This is a genomic window from Streptomyces sp. NBC_01750, from assembly GCF_035918095.1.
In the GTDB taxonomy this organism is placed as follows: domain Bacteria; phylum Actinomycetota; class Actinomycetes; order Streptomycetales; family Streptomycetaceae; genus Streptomyces.
Window position 1 is genome coordinate 4,860,920 of record NZ_CP109137.1, and the last position, 20,539, is coordinate 4,881,458.

19 protein-coding genes are annotated in these 20,539 nt (G+C 71.0%); 17 read left to right on the forward strand and 2 right to left on the reverse strand.

The genetic code is table 11. From position 1 onward, the window contains the following. Positions 1–178 precede the first annotated feature (178 nt). Positions 179–1,378 carry a pyridoxal phosphate-dependent aminotransferase gene (locus OG966_RS21965; protein WP_442806739.1) on the reverse strand — a complete coding sequence of 400 codons (1,200 nt, stop codon included), beginning with the start codon at positions 1,376–1,378 and terminating at the stop codon, positions 179–181. 755 nt (positions 1,379–2,133) lie between these two features. Here OG966_RS21965 and OG966_RS21970 point away from each other — a divergent pair. The 8 genes from OG966_RS21970 (at position 2,134) to OG966_RS22005 (ending at position 10,821) form a co-directional block, all read left to right on the forward strand. After that, positions 2,134–2,652 carry a DUF2617 family protein gene (locus OG966_RS21970; protein ID WP_326651471.1) on the forward strand — a complete coding sequence of 173 codons (519 nt, stop codon included), beginning with the start codon at positions 2,134–2,136 and terminating at the stop codon, positions 2,650–2,652. Positions 2,653–2,706: 54 nt separating this feature from the next. Beyond that, positions 2,707–4,302, forward strand: coding sequence for a polyamine aminopropyltransferase (locus tag OG966_RS21975; protein WP_326651472.1), 1,596 nt, complete (start codon positions 2,707–2,709; stop codon positions 4,300–4,302). Between the two features lie 68 nt (positions 4,303–4,370). Further along, complete coding sequence (locus OG966_RS21980; protein WP_326651473.1) at positions 4,371–5,309, forward strand: SRPBCC domain-containing protein; 939 nt, start codon at positions 4,371–4,373, stop codon at positions 5,307–5,309. Between the two features lie 26 nt (positions 5,310–5,335). Next, positions 5,336–6,133 (forward strand): aldose epimerase family protein, encoded by a 798-nt coding sequence (locus OG966_RS21985; protein ID WP_326651475.1) that lies wholly within the window; start codon positions 5,336–5,338, stop codon positions 6,131–6,133. Between the two features lie 10 nt (positions 6,134–6,143). Continuing rightward, entirely contained in the window at positions 6,144–6,683 is a 540-nt protein-coding gene (gene pyrE, locus OG966_RS21990; protein WP_326651477.1) for an orotate phosphoribosyltransferase, read from the forward strand. A 222-nt stretch (positions 6,684–6,905) separates the two neighbouring features. Beyond that, positions 6,906–7,937 (forward strand): class II fructose-bisphosphate aldolase, encoded by a 1,032-nt coding sequence (gene fbaA / locus OG966_RS21995; protein ID WP_326651479.1) that lies wholly within the window; start codon positions 6,906–6,908, stop codon positions 7,935–7,937. Between the two features lie 112 nt (positions 7,938–8,049). Beyond that, positions 8,050–9,210 (forward strand): MalY/PatB family protein, encoded by a 1,161-nt coding sequence (locus OG966_RS22000; protein WP_326651480.1) that lies wholly within the window; start codon positions 8,050–8,052, stop codon positions 9,208–9,210. Between the two features lie 93 nt (positions 9,211–9,303). Next, the gene (locus OG966_RS22005; protein WP_326655317.1) at positions 9,304–10,821 is read left to right on the forward strand and encodes an MFS transporter; all 1,518 of its coding nucleotides are present in this window, start codon (positions 9,304–9,306) and stop codon (positions 10,819–10,821) included. Here the strand turns inward: OG966_RS22005 and OG966_RS22010 are convergent. Continuing rightward, complete coding sequence (locus OG966_RS22010; RefSeq protein ID WP_326651481.1) at positions 10,793–11,593, reverse strand: hypothetical protein; 801 nt, start codon at positions 11,591–11,593, stop codon at positions 10,793–10,795. The two genes, OG966_RS22005 and OG966_RS22010, sit on opposite strands and share 29 nt — an antisense overlap. Positions 11,594–11,671: 78 nt before the next feature. Here OG966_RS22010 and OG966_RS22015 point away from each other — a divergent pair, with 78 nt between their 5' ends. The 9 genes from OG966_RS22015 (at position 11,672) to OG966_RS22055 (ending at position 20,513) form a co-directional block, all read left to right on the forward strand. Continuing rightward, positions 11,672–12,085 carry a DUF3151 domain-containing protein gene (locus tag OG966_RS22015; protein WP_326651483.1) on the forward strand — a complete coding sequence of 138 codons (414 nt, stop codon included), beginning with the start codon at positions 11,672–11,674 and terminating at the stop codon, positions 12,083–12,085. Between the two features lie 118 nt (positions 12,086–12,203). After that, complete coding sequence (locus OG966_RS22020; RefSeq protein WP_326651485.1) at positions 12,204–13,136, forward strand: DUF3152 domain-containing protein; 933 nt, start codon at positions 12,204–12,206, stop codon at positions 13,134–13,136. Positions 13,137–13,236: 100 nt separating this feature from the next. After that, on the forward strand, positions 13,237–14,058 hold the full coding sequence (locus OG966_RS22025) for a tryptophan 2,3-dioxygenase family protein (RefSeq protein ID WP_326651487.1): 822 nt from the start codon (positions 13,237–13,239) through the stop codon (positions 14,056–14,058). Beyond that, positions 14,051–15,253 carry a kynureninase gene (gene kynU / locus OG966_RS22030; RefSeq protein ID WP_326651488.1) on the forward strand — a complete coding sequence of 401 codons (1,203 nt, stop codon included), beginning with the start codon at positions 14,051–14,053 and terminating at the stop codon, positions 15,251–15,253. Before OG966_RS22025 ends, kynU begins: the two co-directional genes overlap by 8 nt. Positions 15,254–15,339: 86 nt before the next feature. Continuing rightward, positions 15,340–16,206, forward strand: coding sequence for an alpha/beta hydrolase (locus tag OG966_RS22035; RefSeq protein ID WP_326651489.1), 867 nt, complete (start codon positions 15,340–15,342; stop codon positions 16,204–16,206). A gap of 139 nt (positions 16,207–16,345) precedes the next feature. Continuing rightward, entirely contained in the window at positions 16,346–17,293 is a 948-nt protein-coding gene (locus OG966_RS22040) for an alpha/beta hydrolase (RefSeq protein WP_326651491.1), read from the forward strand. Further along, a complete protein-coding gene (locus tag OG966_RS22045; RefSeq protein ID WP_406731327.1) occupies positions 17,286–18,542 on the forward strand; it encodes an acyltransferase family protein in 1,257 nt (418 codons plus the stop codon). Before OG966_RS22040 ends, OG966_RS22045 begins: the two co-directional genes overlap by 8 nt. Before the next feature lie 10 nt (positions 18,543–18,552). Beyond that, positions 18,553–19,848 (forward strand): sensor histidine kinase, encoded by a 1,296-nt coding sequence (locus OG966_RS22050; protein ID WP_326651492.1) that lies wholly within the window; start codon positions 18,553–18,555, stop codon positions 19,846–19,848. After that, positions 19,845–20,513 carry a response regulator transcription factor gene (locus OG966_RS22055; RefSeq protein ID WP_326651494.1) on the forward strand — a complete coding sequence of 223 codons (669 nt, stop codon included), beginning with the start codon at positions 19,845–19,847 and terminating at the stop codon, positions 20,511–20,513. Before OG966_RS22050 ends, OG966_RS22055 begins: the two co-directional genes overlap by 4 nt. Positions 20,514–20,539: the final 26 nt, after the last annotated feature.

Here is a 20,539-nt window from a genome sequence, read left to right on the forward strand (position 1 = left end):
GCCGCCGCTGTGGTGTCGAGAGTGTCGGCGGACAGGGTGCACCTCCGGGCGCGCACAGGGGGTCGGTCAACCCGACCTTGTGCTGCCCGGGGCGCGCGCGCGAGTGCTGCGCAGCAGACGGAGCCGGTTCCTACCCGGTCGGCTGAAGATGCGCGTGTCACCCGTGACAGCGGGCCGCTCAGCCGCTAGCGAGCCCCTTGAGGCGGGTCACCGCCTCCTGGAGCACCGACTCCCGCTTGCAGAACGCGAATCGGACGAACGGAGCGCCCTGGTCGCGGTGGTCGTAGAAGACCGCGTTCGGGATGGCGACGACCCCGCACCGCTCCGGCAGCGACCTGCAGAAGGCGAAGCCGTCGTCCTCGCCCAGGGACCGGATGTCGGTGGTGACGAAGTACGTGCCCGCCGGGCGGTAGACCTCGAAGCCGGCATCCACCAGACCCGCGCTCAGCAGATCCCGCTTGGCCCGCAGGCCGTCCCGCAGCTCCTCGAAGTACGCGTCCGGCAGCCGCAGCGCCTCGGCCACCGCGTACTGGAACGGCCCCGCCGACACGTACGTCAGGAACTGCTTCGCCGAGCGGACCGCGGTGACCAGTTCGGGCGACGCCGTGAGCCAGCCGACCTTCCAGCCGGTGAACGAGAACGTCTTGCCTGCCGAGGAGATCGTCACCGTGCGTTCGCGCATCCCGGGGAAGGACGCGATCGGGACGTGCTCGCCGTCGAAGGCGAGATGCTCGTACACCTCGTCGGTGACGACGAGCAGATCACGCTCGACGGCGAGTGCGGCGATCGCGGCCAGCTCCTCGCGCGTGAGCACCGTGCCGGTCGGATTGTGCGGCGTGTTGAGCAGGATCAGCCGGGTCCGGCCGGTGATCGCGTCCCGCAGTTCGTCCAGGTCGAGGTGGTACGCGCCGTCCCGCGGGCGCAGCGTCACCGGTACCCGCGTGCCGCCCGCCATCGCGATGCACGCGGCGTACGAGTCGTAGTACGGCTCCAGCGCGATGACCTCGTCGCCCGGCTCCACCAGCGCGAGCAGCGCCGCCGCGATGGCCTCCGTCGCGCCCGCCGTGACCAGGACCTCCGTATCGGGGTCGTACGACAGCCCGTAGCGCCGCCGCTGGTGGTCGGTGATCGCCGTGCGCAGCTCGGTGACCCCGGGACCCGGCGGGTACTGGTTGCCGCGGCCGTCGCGCAGCGCCCGTACCGCCGCCTCCCTGATCTCCTTCGGGCCGTCCGTGTCGGGGAAGCCCTGGCCGAGGTTGATCGACCCGGTCCGTACGGCCAGCGCCGACATCTCCGCGAAGATCGTCGTGCCGAATTCCGCCAGTCGGCGGTTGAGCAGCGGTCGTGGTCCGGGTTCGCGTCCAGTCATGGTCGCCATCCTGTGCCGAAGCTCTGGACTTGCTCAAGTCTGCTTTGGGTTCTCACAGCCGGGGGCATCCCCGTGTCACACAAGAAGCGGTCACGCAAAGACGCGGGGGGCTCGCTTCGGGGGATGGAAGGACGGTGAGAGCAGTGGCAGCTTTCTTCGGGATTCTGATGGTCGTCTTCGTGTTCGCCGTGATCGTCGCGGGCAGGGCGAAGGCGAAGAAAGGCAACCGGGGCAGGACGGGCACGGGCCGTCGGCGCAGCGGGGCCGGGGGCAGCGGTGGCAGCTGGTGGGCGGGTGGCGCTGACGGGGGCTCGTCGTCCTGTGGCGGTTCCTCGTCCTGTGGCGGTTCCTCGTCCTGCGGCGGTGGTGGATGCGGTGGCGGAGGCAGCTGACACGGGGCAGCCGGTCCGCGACCACTGAAGGCACCCGGCGGGTGAACTCCCGCCGGGTGCCTTTTTGTTGAATGCCCAGTCGGCCGCCGCGCGGGTCGTTCCGCGGATCGCGGCGTCGGCCATGTCGACCCTTTTTGTTGAACAGTTGAACTGTAGGGCCCCCGAGGGGATGGAAACCCAACCAAGTTGGGTAAAAGCGCTGTGGGTGCCGCGCAGTTCATGATTCCCTCGCTGTTGGAACCTATTGGAACCATCCAGCCCTCGGACCTCATGTGGACCCGAGCAGGCGTTCCCCCACTTTCTGACCTTCCCCCTTCGGGGCGCCCCCGGTCCACGTGTCCACCTGTCGAAGCGTGTTTGCGGAGCCGACCCATGCTCACGACCCTCAAGACCGCCTATTCCGATACCAGTGCCGACGACCTCGCCTGGGCGTTGGGAAGGGAGCCGCTCCCTGCCCTGGCCGTCCTCGACCTCGAACTCTCAGGAGCAAAACTGCAGTTGAGACTGCTGGGCGCCTCCCATCAAGTGCTGCTCGAGGAGGAGCGGGGCAGCTGCTCCGAGACCGTCGCCTGTATGCGGGGCAGCAGCACTCCGCTGCCGCTCGGGGTGGCCAAACGGCTCGGCGACTGGGAGTACGAGTTCGCGGCCCACGTCGAGACGCTCACGAAGGGGTCGTTCGCGGGTCGTGCGCAGGAGCTGCTCGCGCTGGTCGCAGACCACCCCAACGGACTGGCCGGCACCTTTCCCGGGTCGCCGGACGCGTTCACCGCGATGCTCGCGCAGCGGATCGAGGGCCAGGTGCGGTGGCGCACCTGGCACGCCTATCCGCAGGAGGGTCGTCTCGTTGTCACCCGTACGCGCGTTGGCGTCCGTATGCCGGCCGCCCTGTAGTTACACTCTTGTGGGTGACACAGTGCACGCGCACGGCGACGTAGCGTTACCAACATGATCGACCAGCAGCCGACCTCAGTGCCCCAGAGCGTGCTGCGACTGCCCGTCCGCCCGGACGCCGGACGGTATCTGGTGCTGGTCGCGGTCTTCGTCTGCGCCGCCTGCGGACTGGTGTACGAGCTCGAACTGGTCGCCCTCGCCTCGTACTTGATCGGCGATTCCGTCACCCAGGCATCCGTCGTCCTTTCGGTGATGGTCTTCGCGATGGGTATCGGCTCGCTGCTCGCCAAGCGGCTGCGGTGCCGGGCCGCGGTCGGCTTCGGTCTGCTGGAGGCCGCGCTGGCCATGATCGGCGGCTGCTCGGCCATGGTGCTGTACGCCTTCTTCGCCTGGATCGGCGAGTCCCGGTTCGTGCTGGTCCTGTTCTCCCTGGCCATCGGCGTGCTGATCGGCGCCGAGATCCCGCTGCTGATGTCCCTGATCCAGCGCATCTCCAGGCGCGACGCGGAGGGCACGGTGGCCGATCTGTTCGCCGCCGACTATGTGGGCGCCCTCGTCGGCGGGCTCGCCTTCCCGTTTCTGCTGCTGCCGTGGCTGGGGCAGCTCATGGGCGCGCTGTTGACGGGAGCCGTCAACGCCGTGGCAGGCGGACTGCTCGTGCTGTGGCTCTTCCGCCGCGATCTGACGGCCCGTTCCCGATGGTGGCTGCTGGTCGCCAATATGACGGTGCTGGCGGTGCTTGCGACCGCGGCGGTCCTGGTCGACGACTTCGAGCGCGCTGCGCGCAGCGCGGTCTACGGGCATCAGGTGCGGGTCGCCGTCCACACCGACGTACAGGAAGTCGTGCTCACCGGCGGCCGGTCGGGGCCGCCGGACCTCTTCCTGGACGGCCGGCTACGCGTCAGCGGGCGCGACGAGTACCGGTACCACGAGGCGCTGGTCCACCCGGCGATGCGCGGGCCGCACGCGCGCGTACTGATCCTGGGCGGCGGCGACGGGCTGGCGGCGCGTGAGGCGCTGCGCTATCCGGATGTCCGGTCGGTGACCGTCGTCGAACTGGATTCCGGCGTCGTCCGGCTGGCGCGCACGGACCCGGCGCTCTTCACGCTGAACGCCCACGCCTATCAGGATCCGCGGGTGCGGGTCGTCACCGCGGACGCCTTCTCCTGGCTGCGCGCACCCCGGGGGACGTACGACGTGGTGATCTCGGACCTCCCCGACCCGGGCATCACTCCCAGCACAAAGCTGTACTCCCAGGAGTTCTACGGGCTCGCCGCCCGGGTCCTCGCGGACGGTGGGCGGCTGGTCGTCCATGCGGGGACGCCGGTCTCCCGTCCGCACACCTTCTGGACGATCGACGCGACGCTGCGCGCGGCCGGGTTCGGCACCCGGCCGTACAGCGCGAGCGGCCGGTTCTCGGGCTTCGCCGCGGGACCGGACCGGGCGACGGGCACTGCCGCCGCGCCGCACGACTGGGGGTTCCTGCTCGCCGCCGTGGGCCGGGTCCCGCGGCTCGGACTCGACACGGGAGTACCGCGGCTGCGGGCGCTCGGCCCGTCCGCGCTCGCGGCGGGGGTGCGTGCCGCCGAGCGGACCAGGCTGCCTGCCCTGCCGCCGTCGACGTTGGTGCACCCGCGGTACACAGACTGAGTACGGACTGCGCGGTACACGGACCGAAACGCTGACGTGGCGCTCCCGCCTGGGTAGGCTCGGCTTCCATGGAGCATGAGGTGTTCGTTCCGCTTCCGGCAGAGACCCTCCGACAGGCGCTGCGGGACCCCGCGCGGGTAGCCCGCTGCGTCCCCGGGCTCCAGCAGGCCGCGGCCGAGTCGGCAGGCCCGCTCTCCGGGCGGCTGAAGATCCGGATCGGCGGGCACACGATCACTTACCGCGGCACCCTGCGCATCGTCGAGCAGGGCGACACCTTCGCGGTCGAGGGCGAGGGCGTGGAGGTACGCGGCACCGGCTCGGCCAAGGTGACCCTGACGATCCGTACCGAACCTACCGACGGCGGTACGAGGCTCAGCTTCACCGGTACGTCCAGCGCGGAGGGACGGCTGGCGGAGCTGGCCGACTCGGCGACGGCATCGGCCGCGCACCGGCTGCTGGACCGGTTCGCCGACCGGATCGCACTGACGGCGGAGCCGACACCGGAAGAGCTGGAACAGCCGGTCGACGGCGGCGAAGCCTCCGCGGAGACCGAAGCCTCCGCGGACACCGCGAAGCCGTCCGTGTTCGACGCACCGGTGCCGCCGCCGTCGCTCGACCCGGTCGCCGAGGAGCAGTTCGGCGCAACGGATGCGCCGGACGTGCCCGATGCGCCGGACGTGCCCGACGTGCCCGATGTGCCAGAGGTCTCCGGTGTGTCGGAGGTCCCCGACGTATCGGAGGTGCCGGGCGCATCCGGAGCGCCGGAGCGGCAGGAGCTCTCCGCCGTCCCCGACGAGCCGCCCGCCGAGGCCGCGCACGCCCGCCGCACCATGATCGGGCGCAGCGCCGAAGAGGTCGACCACGCCCCGCCGCGCGGCCGCTACGCACCTACGCCGGCGCCCGACGCTGGCACCGCCGGTGCCACGCTTCGCTGGCTCGCGCCCGCCGCGGCCCTCGCGCTCGCCTCCGCGGTCGTCGTCGGACGAGTGCTGCGGCGCCGCAAGTAGCCACCGGTCGCCGGTACTGTCGTCGTGTGAGTAGCAGCGAAGAGAACATCCGGCTGGCCGCCGGAGACGTCGAGTTGACCGTGCATCCGCAGAACGGCTGCCGCGTCGCGAGCCTGCGCATCGGCGGCACCGAGGTGCTGCGCCAGGGTGAGCGGTACGGCTCGTTCCCGATGGTCCCCTGGTGCGGCCGCGTCGGGAACGGCCGGTTCAGCAATGGAGATGTACGCCATCAACTGCCGCTCAACTCACCGCCGCACGCCATCCACGGCACGGGCCGCGACGCCGCCTGGCACACCGCCCGCGCGAACAAGAGCGGGGCGGCCTTCACCTACGACCTCGCCGACCCCTGGCCGTACACCGGACGTGTCACTCAGGCCTTCGAGCTGGCCGAGGACTGGCTGACCCTCACCATGGGCGTCGAGACGTACGGGACGTCGTTCCCGGCCCAGGCCGGCTGGCACCCGTGGTTCCTGCGCAACCTCGGCACCGGTGAGGACGCACGGATCGACTTCACGCCCGGGTGGCAGGAGGAGCGTGGCTCCGACCATCTGCCGACCGGTCGGCGCATCGCGCCGCTGCCCGGCCCGTGGGACGACTGCTTCGGGACGCCCGACGGTGTCTCGGTCACGCTCACCTGGCCGGAGCAGCTGGAGCTCACGGTCACCAGTCGCGCCGAGTGGGTCGTCGTCTACGACGAGCAGGACGAGGCCATCTGCGTGGAACCGCAGTCGGGCCCGCCGAACGGTCTCAACACCCACCCGCAGCTGGTCACCCCGATCGAACCGCTGGAGATCGCGACCACCTGGACCTGGCGCCGCCTTTAAGCTCATGGGCATGACTGACGTACGTGCTGAGCTGCTCCAGCAGATCAAGGACAAGGCCGTGGTGCACGGCAAAGTGACCCTCTCCTCGGGTCTTGAGGCCGACTGGTACATCGACCTGCGCCGCATCACGCTGGACGGTGAGGCCGCGCCGCTGGTCGGCCAGGTGATGCTCGATGCCACCGCCGAGCTGGACTACGACTGCGTGGGCGGTCTGACGCTCGGGGCCGACCCGGTGGCGACATCGATGCTGCATGCATCGGCGGCGCGCGGGCAGCGGCTCGACGCCTTTGTCGTACGCAAGACGGGCAAGGCGCACGGTATGCAGCGCCGGATCGAGGGCACTGACGTCAAGGGCCGTCGCTGCCTGGTCGTCGAGGATGTCTCGACCACCGGCGGTTCCCCGCTGACCGCCGTCGAGGCGGTACGGGAGGCCGGCGGCGAGGTCGTCGCGGTCGCCGTCATCGTGGAGCGCGGCGCGGCTCCGGCCATCGCCGGGGCAGGGCTTCCCTATGTCAACGCGTTCTCCCTCGACGAACTCGGTCTCGCCTGACCTCCTTCGCCGACTCGTGACCTAGGTCCCGAGACAGGCTCTGACCTGCGATGACGTCGAGGTGCGTGCTGTTTCACGTGAAACGGGACGCGCCTCGCGCAGGTCGGTGACCCGCGCAGGGTGGAGCTGCGCCCAGAGTCTGGAAAGATGGGCGCCGACGATGACGTCGCCCCCAGGTCAGGGCCAAGCACCACATACCCGCACATCACAAGGAGCGGACATATGCCCATCGCGACTCCCGAGGTCTACAACGAGATGCTCGACCGGGCGAAGGCAGGCAAGTTCGCCTACCCGGCCATCAACGTGACCTCGTCCCAGACCCTGCACGCTGCGCTGCGCGGCTTCGCGGAGGCCGAGAGCGACGGCATCGTCCAGATCTCCACCGGTGGGGCCGAGTTCCTGGGCGGCCAGTACAAGAAGGACATGGTCACCGGCGCGGTCGCGCTGGCCGAGTTCGCGCACATCGTCGCCGAGAAGTACGACATCAACGTCGCCCTGCACACCGACCACTGCCCGAAGGACAAGCTGGACGGCTATGTCCGTCCGCTGCTGGCGATCTCCGCCGAGCGCGTCAAGGCAGGCGGCAACCCGCTGTTCCAGTCCCACATGTGGGACGGCTCGGCCGAGACCCTCGCCGACAACCTGGCCATCGCCCAGGAGCTGCTCGTACAGGCTGCCGCTGCCAAGATCATCCTCGAGGTCGAGATCACCCCGACCGGTGGTGAGGAGGACGGCGTCACCCACGAGATCAACGATGAGCTGTACACCACGGTCGAGGACGCGCTGCGCACCGCGGAGGCGCTCGGTCTGGCCGAGAAGGGCCGCTACCTGCTGGCCGCCTCGTTCGGCAACGTCCACGGCGTCTACAAGCCGGGCAACGTCGTCCTGCGCCCCGAGCTGCTGAAGGACCTGCAGCAGGGTGTCAGCGAGAAGTACGGCCTGAAGCCCGGAAGCCAGCCGTTCGACTTCGTCTTCCACGGCGGCTCCGGCTCGACGGCCGAGGAGATCGCCACCGCGCTGGAGAACGGCGTCGTGAAGATGAACCTCGACACCGACACCCAGTACGCCTTCACCCGCCCCGTCGCGGACCACATGTTCAAGAACTACGACGGTGTGCTGAAGGTCGACGGCGAGGTCGGCTCCAAGAAGACCTACGACCCGCGCACCTGGGGCAAGGCGGCCGAGGCCGGTATGGCCAAGCGTGTCGGCGAGGCCTGTGCCGCCCTGCGCTCCGCGGGCAGCAAGCTCAAGTAAGCGGCTCGGGCGAGCGGCCACGGCCGACAGCCCATAAAGCGCCATCCGTACGCCGGGCCCGGCACCCCTTCCCGGGGTGCCGGGCCTGCGGCATGTCCGGGGAGAACTCACCGTGAGCTATGACTTCGACACCCCCGTCGACCGGCGCGGCACCTGGTCCGTGCAGTGGGACGGCGTCGCGGACCGGTTCGGCAGGGACGGGCTGCTGCCCTTCACCATCTCCGACATGGACTTCGCGTCCCCGCCCGAGGTGCTCGACGCGCTGAAGCGGCGTATCGAACACGGGATCTTCGGCTACACCGACTGGCGTCACGAGGACTTCCTGTCCGCGATACGTGACTGGTTCGCCGGCCGCTACGGCACCGACATCGACACCGACCGGATCGTGTACGGGCCCTCCGTGCTCAACCAGCTCTCGCAGCTGCTGCGGATGTGGACCGGACCGGGCGACGGCGTGGTCGTCCACACCCCGACCTACGACGGTTTCCTGAAGGCGATATCGGGCCTCGGGCGGGAGCTGCGCGGTGCGCCGATCGGCGACCCGGTGGCCCTGGAGCGTCAGCTCGCGCGCCCGGACAGCAAGGTGCTCGTGCTCTGCTCGCCCCACAACCCGACCGGCACCGTGTGGACGGAGGCCGAGCTGAAGGAGTTCGCGCGGCTCGCGGAGGCGTACGACGTCGCGGTCATCAGCGACGAGATCCATGCCGACTTCGTACACACCGACTTTGTGCCCGAAGGGCGGCGGCATCTGCCGTGGACGCGGTTCGGGACGGGCCGCTGGGCGCTGGTGACTTCAGCCACCAAGGCCTTCAACTTCCCGGCGCTCAGTGGTTCGTACGGGATCATCGGCGACCCGGACGACCATGCGGCGTTCCTGCGCCGGATGCAGACGGGTGAGGGGCTCGCCTCGCCCGCCGTACTGTCGCTGACCGCGCACATCGCCGCGTACCGGGACGGCGGGCCGTGGCTGGACCGGCTCAACGCCTATGTGGCGGGGAATCTTCGCCTCGTCGCCGAGCGGCTCAACTCCGCGTTTCCGGAACTTCAATGGCAGCCGCCGCAGGCGGGCTATCTGGCCTGGATCGATCTGCGGCCGCTCGGCGTCGACGACGCGGCGCTGCAGCGGGAGCTGATCGAGCGCGAGAGGGTCGCGATCATGCCGGGCACGACGTACGGCTCCGACGGTTTCCTGCGGTTCAACGTCGGCTGTCCCCGCGCCAAGGCGGAGCAGGGCGTGGACGCTCTGATCCGTGCCCTCCACCGGCTGGCCTGAGGCGCCGGGCCCGGGGATGATCCGGGTATGGACAACAGGCCGGGGGAGTCAAGTCCGGGAGGGAAGAACTCGGGGCAGAAGGGCCCGGCGGGGATGGGCCCGGGGAAGAAGAGCCCGGAAGGGATCGGCCCGGGAAAGAAGGCTCCGGGCCGGATCAGGCTGTCCACGGCCACCGGCCGCTGGGTGGTTCTGACGACGGTGTTGGGCTCCAGCATGGCCCTGTTGGACTCAACCGTCGTCAATGTCGCGCTGCCTCGCATCGGGGAGGATCTCAACGCCGACATGGCGGTCCTCCAGTGGACGATCAACGCCTACATGCTCACGCTGGCCGGGCTGATCCTGCTCGGCGGTGCGCTCGGCGACCGCTTCGGGCGGCGGAAGATCTTCGTGTTCGGCGTGGTCTGGTTCGCGGCCGGCTCGCTGCTCTGCGGCCTCGCGCCCAATGACCTTGTGCTGGTGGGCGCCCGCGCTCTGCAGGGTGTCGGCGCGGCGCTGCTCACGCCGGGGTCGCTGTCCCTGATCCAGGCGAGCTTCCACCCGGACGACCGGGCCCGCGCGGTGGGGCTGTGGTCGGGGTTCGGTGGCGTCGGCGCGGCGGTCGGTCCGTTTCTGGGCGGCTGGCTGGTCGACGGGCCCGGCTGGCGCTGGGTGTTCCTGATCAATGTGCCGCTGGCCGCGCTGTGTGTGCCGGTCGCGCTGAAGCACGTACCGGAATCGCGCGACCCGCAGGCCCACGGCCGCTTCGATGTGCTGGGCGCGGTGCTCGGAGCCGCGGCGCTGGCGCTGGTGACGTACGCGCTCATCGCGCCGTCGGTGTGGGCGGGCCTCGCGGGCGTTCTGGTCGGGGTGGCCTTCGTACTCGTCGAGCGGCGGCGGCCCGCTCCGATGCTGCCACTGTCGATCTTCGCGAACCGGCAGTTCACCGCGGTCAATATCGTCACGCTCTGCGTGTACGCAGCCTTCAGCGGATTCTTCTTCCTCACCGCCCTGCAGCTCCAGGTGGTGGCCGGCTATTCGGCACTTGGCGCCGGTCTGGCACTGCTGCCCACCACGGTGCTGATGCTGCTGCTTTCGGCGAAATCAGGCGAGCTGGGGGAGCGGATCGGCCCGCGTATCCCGCTCACCGTCGGCCCGCTGCTCTGCGCGACGGGCATGATGCTGATGCTGCGCGTCGGCGAGAACGCTTCGTTCGTACGTGATGTGCTGCCCGCGATGGTGGTGATGGGCATGGGCATGGTGACCCTGGTCGCGCCGCTGACCGCGACCGTCCTGGCCTCCGTCGAGACCGCGCGGGCGGGGCTCGCGAGCGGCATCAACAACGCGGCGGCCCGCGCGGCCGGTCTGCTCGCGGTGGCCGCGCTACCGCTGCTGGCCGGGATGGGGCCGGAGGCGTACCGCTCGGCGGCGGAGTTCGGTGCGACGTTCCGGCGGGCGATGCCGATGTGTGCCGGGGTGCTGGTCGTGGGCTCGCTGATCGCCTGGTGGACCGTGCGGAAGCCGCTGCCCGAGGCGGCGCCTGCCCGCCCCGAGTGCAGGATGAACTGCGGGGTGTCGGCGCCGCCGCTGGAGGCGGCTGCCGTGGTCAGTACTGAGCCGGGTCGATCTGGTTGAGGATCACGATGAGCTCAGGGTCGGTCTGGTAGTGGAAGACCAGGGTCTGCTTCTTCCCGTACGCATTGATCCTGGTGAGGAACTCGCTCGCGGTGATCGCCTTGCGCTGCCCGGCGGCGACGAATGGCGTGGTGACGGTGATGTGCGCGTTCTCGTTCAGCGGGAACGGGCGTGCCGTCCCGCCGGAGGTGGTCCAGGTCGCCCTGTCCTTGCCGTGGCAGGTGAAGTGCCCCTCGCGAATGACGAGCCGACCGGTCCGACCCGTCCCGGACCCGCTGTGGACCTGGACGTACGGGCCGTGGTGGCCCCCACAGAGGTCGCCGTCGTACGGGAAACCGTCCGTGCCGCCCGCCGGGGCCTGCTGGGACGGGGGCGGGGGCGCGGTGGGCGGGCCGGGTTCGCCGGCGCCGCCGTTCCCGCTCGTACCGCCTCCGCCGCCGCCCGAGCCGCCGTCGCCGGAACCGTCTGAGCCGCCCGAGCCGCCCGTGGCCGGACCGCCCGTGCCCGCACCGGCGGTCGTGGACGGACCCGGTGCCGTTGAGCCCGCCGGAGCGCTTCCGGAGGGCTTGGCGGACACCGAGGGCGAGGAGGTGGCGGGCGCCGAGGATCGTGCGGACGTTGTGGACGGAGACAGCGAGGGTGGGGGTGACGGCGAGCGCCAGGCCTCGTCGCGTCCGCCTTTGGCGCCCGGTTCGCCGCACCCCGTCGCCAGGCCCAGGACGACGACCGCTCCCAGCGCCGTGGCCTTGCACCCGCCCGTGACCCTGCCCATGACAACGATGTTCGCCGCCGTCGCACACCACCCGCACCGCTTCCACGGATTCCCCACCGACCTGTGACACTGGAGCCCATGTCCATCCATGAAAACCTCCTCGGGGGACCTGCCCCGACCCACCTGCCCGACGACCCAGGGCCGCGCGAGCTCCTCGCGACCGGGGCGGCTCCCGCCGATGTCGCCGCCAAGTACCCGACCTCGTCGCTGGCCTGGGCACAGCTCGCCGACGACGCGTTCGAGAACGGCCGCGTCGTCGAGTCGTACGCCTACGCGCGCACCGGCTACCACCGCGGCCTCGACTCGCTGCGGCGCAGCGGCTGGAAGGGCCACGGCCCGGTGCCGTGGGAGCACGAGCCGAACCGCGGCTTCCTGCGCGCGCTGCACGCGCTCGCGCGCGCCGCGCAGTCGATCGGCGAGCAGGAGGAGTACGAGCGCTGTACGACGTTCCTGCGCGACTCCTCGCAGACCGCGGCCGACACGCTGGGCTGATCAAAACGAACCGAAGGCCCGTATTCCCCATCTGTACAGGGGGTGCGGGCCTTCGGCCGTTCCGTTCGCGCACCCCGAAGATTCGCACGCGCCGGCGATTACAGTGGGGGGCGTTCTGATGGGCAGTCGCAGTCGTAGCCGCGGTCGTAGTAGCAGTAGCAGTAGCAGCGGCAGTAGCAGCGGCAGTAGCAGCAGTGGCGCCGGCAGTGGCCGTCGAAAACCGGCGGCCCGCCGCCCCCTCGCCCGCTTACTCCTGCTCTGCGCGGCCCTCGTCGTCCTCTCCCTCGGCGGCGGCGCCGCCCTCGCGCACTGGCGCGGAACCGCGGAGCCGGTAACCGGGGCTGACGACACCGTCCGCCCGCTCATACCGCCGTCCGAGCCCCCGGTAGCCGCCGAGCCCGAGCCGCGTACGACCGCGTCGACGCCCTCGCGGAACCGCCCGCCGGCCGCCGAGCCTCCGACGCGGAAGGAAAAGCCGCCCGTCAGGGTCCCCGCCTCGGGCAAGGGCACCTTCACCACCGCGCGGGCCTCCGGCAGCGCGGCCGGCTCGGGCCCGCTGCGCCGCTACCGCGTACAGGTCGAGGACGGCGTCGACATCTCCGCGAAGGAAGCCGCCGCCGAGATCCAGCGGATCCTCGCCCACCCGCGCGGCTGGGCAGCGCACGGCAAGGGCTCGTTCCAGCTGGTCACATCGGATGCCGACTTCGTGATCCGGATCGCCACCCCGGCCACCGCGGACCGGCTCTGCCTCGCGCAGGGCTTCGACACCCGCGGCGAGCTGAACTGCGAGACCGCCGACGGTGTCGTGGTGAATCTGCGCCGCTGGATGCTGGGCTCCCCGACGTTCGCCGGGCCTGCCGCCGAGTACCGGCATCTGATCATCAACCACGAGATCGGGCACGAGATCGGCATCCGCAAGCACCTGGGCTGCGCGGGCCCGGGCAAGCCCGCGCCGGTGATGATGCAGCAGATCAAGGGGCTGGACGGCTGCCGCTCCAATGCCTGGCCGTACGACGAGAACGGGACGTACATCACAGGCCCGGCGCTCTGACCCGCGAAATGACCCCCGGCTTATGATGCCGGTGGGGACCGGGGCTCCCGAGCCAACAGGAAGGGGCGGACCGCTACCCGGACACGTCGAGGAGACAGCGATGTCACATGACGCGACCCCGAACCTGGATTTCGCGGGTACCACTCCGTACGAGGACTATGTCCAGGCGGACGTTCTCACCCACCTTCAGCATCCGCTCTCGGACGACCCGGGAGAGATGGTCTTCCTGGTCACCACCCAGGTGATGGAGCTGTGGTTCACCGTCATCGTCCACGAGTGGGAGACGGCGGCCGGCGCGCTGCGGGAGGACAATCTGCCCGTCGCTCTCGCCGCGCTGAAGCGCAGCACGTACGAGCTGGAGTCGCTCAACGCCTCCTGGGAGCCGCTCGCGCATCTCACCCCCGCTCAGTTCAACTCGTACCGCAGCGCTCTGGGCGAAGGCTCCGGCTTCCAGTCGGCGATGTACCGGAGGCTCGAGTTCCTCCTCGGCGAGAAATCGGCGTCGATGCTGGTGCCGCACCGGGGCGCGCCGCGGGTGTACGCGGAGCTGGAGAAGGCGTTGCAGGAGCCGAGCCTGTATGACGAGGTGCTGCGCCTGCTCGCGCGGCGCGGGATGGCGGTTCCGTCCGCCGTCCTCGACCGGGATCTGTCGCAGAAGTACGAGCCGTCGGCGGAGATCGAGGAGGTCTGGGCCGCCGTGTACGGCGCCGCGGACCAGGACACCGAGCTGGTGCGGCTCGGCGAGGCGCTGACCGATGTCGGCGAGCTGGTCTGGCGCTGGCGCAACGACCATCTGGTGGCGACACGGCGGGCCATGGGCTCGAAGTCGGGCACGGGCGGTTCGGCGGGCGTGGCCTGGCTGGAGAAGCGCGCCCGCAAGAACGTCTTCCCCGAGTTGTGGACGGCGCGCAGCCATGTCTGAGTCACTGGCCGGGAAGGCCGCGGCGCTGGACGCCGCAGATGAACTGGCCGGTGTGCGCAAGCTGTTCGCGCTCGACGAGGCCGTGTACCTGGACGGCAACTCACTGGGCGCGCTGCCGGCCCATGTCCCGGCGCGGGTCGCCGACGTGGTGACCCGGCAGTGGGGCGAGCTGCGGATCCGCTCGTGGGACGAGAGCGGCTGGTGGACGGCGCCGGAGCGGATCGGCGACCGGATCGCGCCGCTGGTGGGTGCGGGGCCGGGGCAGATCGTGGTCGGCGACTCCACGAGTGTCAACGTCTTCAAGGCGGTCGTGGGCGCGGTCCGGCTCGCCGAGCGCTCCGGGAACCTCTCCCGTACGGACATCGTGGTCGACGCGACGACGTTTCCGACGGACGGCTATATCGCCGAGTCGGCGGCCCGGATGACGGGCAAGCGGCTGGTCCCGGTCGCGCCTGCGGACCTCCCCGCGGCGCTCGGCCCGAACACGGCGGTGGCGCTGGTCAACCACGTCGACTACCGCACCGGCCGCCTCCACGACCTGCCGTCGCTGACGGCGGCGATCCACGAGGTGGGCGCGCTGGCGGTCTGGGACCTCTGCCACAGCGCGGGCGCGCTGCCGGTCGGTCTGGACGCGCACGGTGTGGACCTGGCGATCGGCTGCACATACAAGTACCTGAACGGCGGCCCGGGTTCACCGGCGTATCTGTACGTCGCCGAACGCCACCAGGCTGCCTTCGACTCCCCGCTGCCGGGGTGGAACTCGCACACGGACCCGTTCGCGATGACGCCCGCCTACGAGGCGGCACCGGGCGCGGTACGGGGCCGGGTCGGGACACCCGACATCCTGTCCATGCTGGCGCTGGAGGCGGCGCTGGAGGTGTGGGACGGCGTCTCGGTCGACTCCGTACGGGCGAAGAGTCTGGCGCTGACGGACTTCTTCCTGGAGTGCGTCGAGTCGTACGTCCCGGCGGGCCGCGTCACCTCCCTGACCCCGCTGGAGCACGCGTCGCGCGGCAGCCAGATCGCGCTGCGGTGCGAGGAGGCGCCCGCGGTGATGGAGAAGCTGATCGCACGCGGCGTGGTCGGCGACCTGCGCCGCCCGGATGTGCTGCGGTTCGGGTTCACACCGCTGTACGTGGGCTTCGCGGACGCCGAACGAGCGGCGTCGGTACTGGCGGAAGTAGTGGCCGCCTGACGCTGTGACGATCTGATCAGCGGGGACTGGTACCGTCCCCGCTGGTCAGGTCAATTCCGCCACACTGTCGGAAGGTTGGAGCTGCGATGGACCCCGCCGCCCGTGACGCCGCCGAGAGCGACTCGCTGCTCTCGCATCCCGTCGTCGCACCGGATGCCTCCGTCGCGTACGGCGAGCACCCCGACCAGGTCGTCGACTTCTACGCGCCCCGCGGCGGGCTTGCCGGTGTGCCCCTCGTCGTGATGCTGCACGGCGGAGCCTGGCGGTCGGCCTACGACCGGCAGCACGTCACGCCCTTCGTGGACTTTCTGGCCAGGCGCGGGCTCGCCGTCGCCAATGTGGAGTACCGGCGCGGGAGCGAACTCCCGCAGCAGCGCGGGAGCGAGGCCGTCGCCGGGCGGTGGCCGGAGACCTTCGACGATGTCGCCGCCGCGATGGACGCACTGCCCGGCCTGGTGAAGGACGTCCTGCCGCAGGCCGACGCCCGGCGCACCGTCGTCACCGGGCACTCCGCCGGCGGGCAGCTGGCGCTGTGGGCGGCTGCCCGGCACCTTCTGCCGGCCGGCTCGCCGTGGCGGCTCGCCGCGCCGCCCGCGCTGCGCGGCGTGGTCGCGCTCGCGCCGGTCGCGGACTTCACGCAGGCCGTCGCGCTCGATGTGTGCGGCGGGGCCGTGAAGCAATTCCTCGGCGGCGATGCGCAGTTCGACGCCCGCAGGGCGCACGCGGATCCGGCCGTACTCCTGCCCACCGGCATCGCCACCACCGTCGTACAGGGCCGTACCGACATCGTCGTGCCGTACGCCGTCCCGGAGGCGTATGTCGACGCCGCCGCGAAGGCCGGTGAGACCGTCGGGCTGACGCTCCTCGAGGACGTCGGACACTTCCCGCTGATCGACCCGGCCGCGGACGCGTGTGCCGTCGTCGCGGAGGAGATCGCCCAGCTGGCCTGGTAGTCGCAGGGCCCCGCTCATACCCGTAGTACTTCGGAGCTACGCCGCGGATGCGCTCCCGGGCGGGACGCCGACCACGCGCCGTGATTCATAACTTCAGTTCCGAGAGGGAGCGCTCAGCTCTCGGAACTGAAGGAAAGCCATGGCGTCCCGCCTGCGTCGTACCTTGCTCGCCGCCCTTGTCACGGCCGCGGTGACCCTGCCGGTGTCGGCGGCGGCGCGGCCTGCCGCCGTCCCCGCGCCGGCACCGGCCACCATCGCGCCGCTCACCGCCGCCGGACTCCCGCTCCTCGGCGACAGGTTCGCGGCCGGCCGCGCCGACATCCGCGCGGCCGCAGAGACGGCCGCCGGCCATGGCGATCAGGGACGGGCCGCCCGGCTGCGCGTCATGGCGGACCCGGCGCGGCACTTCCTCTCCTTCGACGGCCGGGACGGCGGCCGCACCGCCGAGGTCTTCGGCGATCTGGCGCGGGCCGAGCGGATCGCCGTGCTGGTGCCGGGCTCGGACACCAACCTCGATACGTACGAACGCTTCCGGGCCGGCGCCGTCGCCCTTCACGACGAGCTCGGCGACCGCGCCGCGGTCGTCGCCTGGCTCGGCTACGCGACACCGGGAACCATAAGCCCCGAGGTCCTGACCGAAGGGAGGGCGGACGACGCCGCCGCACAACTGCAAGAATTTGTAAGGGAGTTGAAGGGGGCCAAGCCCGGCTCTCGCGTGTCGCTGCTCTGCCATTCGTACGGTTCCGTCGTCTGCGGACGCGCCGCCCCCTCCCTCGACGTCGCCGACATCGCCCTCTACGGCAGCCCCGGCGCCGGTGCCGACAACGTCGCCGACCTCCACACCCCCGCCACGGTCTGGGCCGGACGCGGCTCCGACGACTGGATCGCCGACGTCCCGCACGTCCGGCTCGACATCCTCGGCACCACCGTCGGCCTCGGCGCCGACCCCGTGTCTGACGGCTTCGGCGCCCGCACCTTCGCCGCCGGTGACGGCGGGCACAGCGACTACCTGAAGCCCGGCTCCGTATCCCTGAAGAACCTCGCCCGGATCGCCCTCGGCCGCGCGAAGGAGGTCACCCATGTCTGAGGTGCCCGTGCGTGAAGTGCCTGTGAGCGGGGCGTCCATACGTGAGGTGCTGCCCGTGCATGGGGCGTCCGCGAGTGGGGCGCCCCTGCGCGACCTGGCACGCCGTATCGACGCGGCCACCCCGCCCGACCGCGATCGCGCCGTCGACGCCCTGCGCGCCCTCGCCATCCTCGGCGTGGTGCTCGGGCACTGGCTCGTCACCGCCCTCGTCATCGACGGGGGCGCGCTGCGCGGCGCGAGTCCGCTGCAGCATCTGCCCCGGCTCGCCCCGATCTCCTGGCTCTTCCAGACCCTCGCCGTGTTCTTCCTGGTCGGCGGGCAGGTGGGTACGTCGAGCCACGCCGCTGCCCGCGCCCACGGAACGACCTACGGTAAGTGGCTCGGTGCCCGGCTGTCCCGTCTCTTCCGGCCGGTCGCCGCCGTACTGACGCTGTGGACCGTGGCGGCCGTGTGCATGCTTGCCTCCGGTACCGGCCTGGACACCGTGACCACCCTTCTCGACCTGGTCCTCTCACCTCTCTGGTTCCTGCTCGTGTTCGCCGCGCTGACCGCCGCGACGCCGCTCGTCGCCCGGCTGCATCCGCTGTGGCCGCTCGCCGTCGTCCTCCACATCGACCTGTTCCGCTTCGGCCTCGGCGGGCCTGCCTGGCTGGGCTGGACGAATGTGGCCGCGGGCTGGCTGGTCCCGTACTGCCTGGGCGCGGCGTGGGCACGCGGCGAGTTCCGGTCCCGTACCAGCGGCTGGGTGCTGCTCACCATCGGCATCGCCGCCACCGCCGGGCTCGTCCTGTTCGCCGGCTACCCCGCGGCCATGGTCGGCGTGCCCGGTGCCCCCGTCTCCAACCTCAATCCGCCGACCCTCGCCGCCGTCGCCTTCGGCCTCGCCCAGTGCGGGGCGGCCCTGTTGCTGCTCGGCCCGCTGCGCCGGGTGCTTCAAAGGCCCATGGCCTGGGCGGCCGTGGCGCTGGTCAACCTCTCCGCGATGACGGTCTTCCTCTGGCACCAGACCGCGCTCATGGCGGTCACCGCGACCGGCCTGCTCGCGGGAACGGCGCTGCCCGGACTGCACACGGTGCCCGACGGCTCCGGCTGGGTGCTCGCCCGGATCGCCTGGCTGCCGGTGTTCGCGGCGGCGCTGCTGGTGTGCTGGGGAGCGTTCCGTACCTACGAACAGCGGCGGCCCCGGAAAGGCAGCCGGGTCGTACGGGCCCACGAGCCCGCCCGGGAACGGGAGATGGGCCGTGTTTAGGGTTGACGCCGTGGACAACGACGACAAGGCGCGCCTGGCCCCGGCGGCCAGGACGGCCCTGCGGTCGTTTCCGCGCACCCTCCGTGAGGACCTGTGCACCCTCGCCGCCGACCCGCTGCCGCGCATCACCAAGGTGCGATGGCTGGCCTGGTTGCCGCATGTCATTGTGGTGTGGCTGTCGATTCCTCTCTTCCTGGCCAACAGCGATGAGCTGGAAAACCGCTCCGGCCTCGGCGCGCAATACGGGTTGCTGCTCGCGGCGTTCCAGTCGGGCGCGCTCATCCTCGCGATGTTCCGTCCGGTGCCCGCCTGGTGGCTGTCCCTGGTCCCCACTCTCGTTGTCGCGGTCGGCGAGCCAAGGCCGGACGATCCGTGGCCGTGGCCCGTGACCGGGGTCCTCGCGCACGCCGGCGTACTGCTCCTGCTGTCGCTGCGGGTACGCCCCCGGGTTGCGGTCGAGGCGCTGCTGCTCAGCTGTCTGGCGGGCCTGGTCCTCGAGGGGATCGGCGACCGCCCCCACGACACGACGGCCCCGGTTGCGGCGCTCGTTTTCACCGTCGTCGTGATCGTGGGCGGATCGCTGCGCGGCCGCCGCGAGGCCCGCACCAGGCTGGTCGAGCAGGAGGTGCTGACCGCGGAGGAACGGGCCAGGCGCACGCTGCTGGAGGAGCGGAGCCGTATCGCACGTGAGCTGCACGACGTGGTCGCCCACCATATGTCGGTGATCTCCATCCAGGCGCAGGTCGCGCCGCACCTGGTCGAGGATCCGTCCGATGAGCTGAAGGAAAACCTCGCGGGCATCCGCGAGAACGCCGTCGACGCGCTGACCGAACTGCGCCGGGTGCTCGGCGTACTGCGGTCCGAGAACCCCGAGCCGAACGACGAGTCCCAGACCCCGCAGCCCACGCTGGCACGGCTCGGCGCCCTCGTCGACAACGTCCGCAGCGCGGGCCTGACCGTCACCACCGAGGTCGACAACGGTACGCGCCCGCTGTCGCCCGGCATCGAACTGTCGGCATTCCGCATAGTCCAGGAAGCGCTCAGCAATGCGATGCGGCATGCGCCGGGCTCGATGGTGCGGGTGCGGATCGCGTACGACCCGGCCGGGCTGACGGTCCGGGTCACCAACACCGCGCCGGCCGGGCCGGTCCCGGCCTCCCCGGGCGCCGGCCACGGTCTGCTCGGCATGCGCGAGCGCGCCGCGATGCTGGGCGGCGAAGTGACGACCGGCCCTACGGCCGACGGTGGGTACGAAGTGACCGCCACGCTCCCGCTGAACGGGACCCCTATGAAGGACAACGCATGACGATCCGCGTGATGATCGCCGACGACCAGGCGATGGTCCGGCAGGGCTTTACGGTGCTGCTCAACGCCGAGCCCGGTATCGAGGTGGTCGGCCAGGCCGTGGACGGCCTCGACGCCGTCGCCAAGGTCGCCGAACTCGGCCCCGATGTCGTGCTGATGGACATACGCATGCCCGAACTCGGCGGCATCGAAGCCACCCGCCGGATCACTCAGGTCCCGGACGCCACCGTCAAGGTCCTTGTGCTGACCACCTTCGACCTCGACGAGTACGTCTACGAGGCGCTGCGCGCGGGTGCGTCCGGCTTTCTGCTGAAGGACGCATCGGCCGCTCAACTGGCCGAAGCGGTACGGGTGGTGGCCGCGGGCGACGCGCTGCTCTCACCGAACATCACCAAGCGGCTGATCCTTGAGTTCTCCCGGACGCTGGGCGCACCGCGGGCCCCGCTCAAGGAGCGCGTCGGTGATCTCACGGAGCGCGAGACCGAGGTGCTCACGCTGATCGCCCAGGGCCTGTCGAACGCGGAGATCGCCGTGCGGCTGGTGGTGGCGGAGCAGACGACGAAGACGCATGTGAGCCGGATCCTGGTGAAGCTGGGGCTGCGGGACCGTACGCAGGCGGCGGTCTTCGCGTACGAGACGGGTCTCATACGCCCCACCGGCTACTGAGGTCTTGAGGGCGGCCCGTTGAGCAT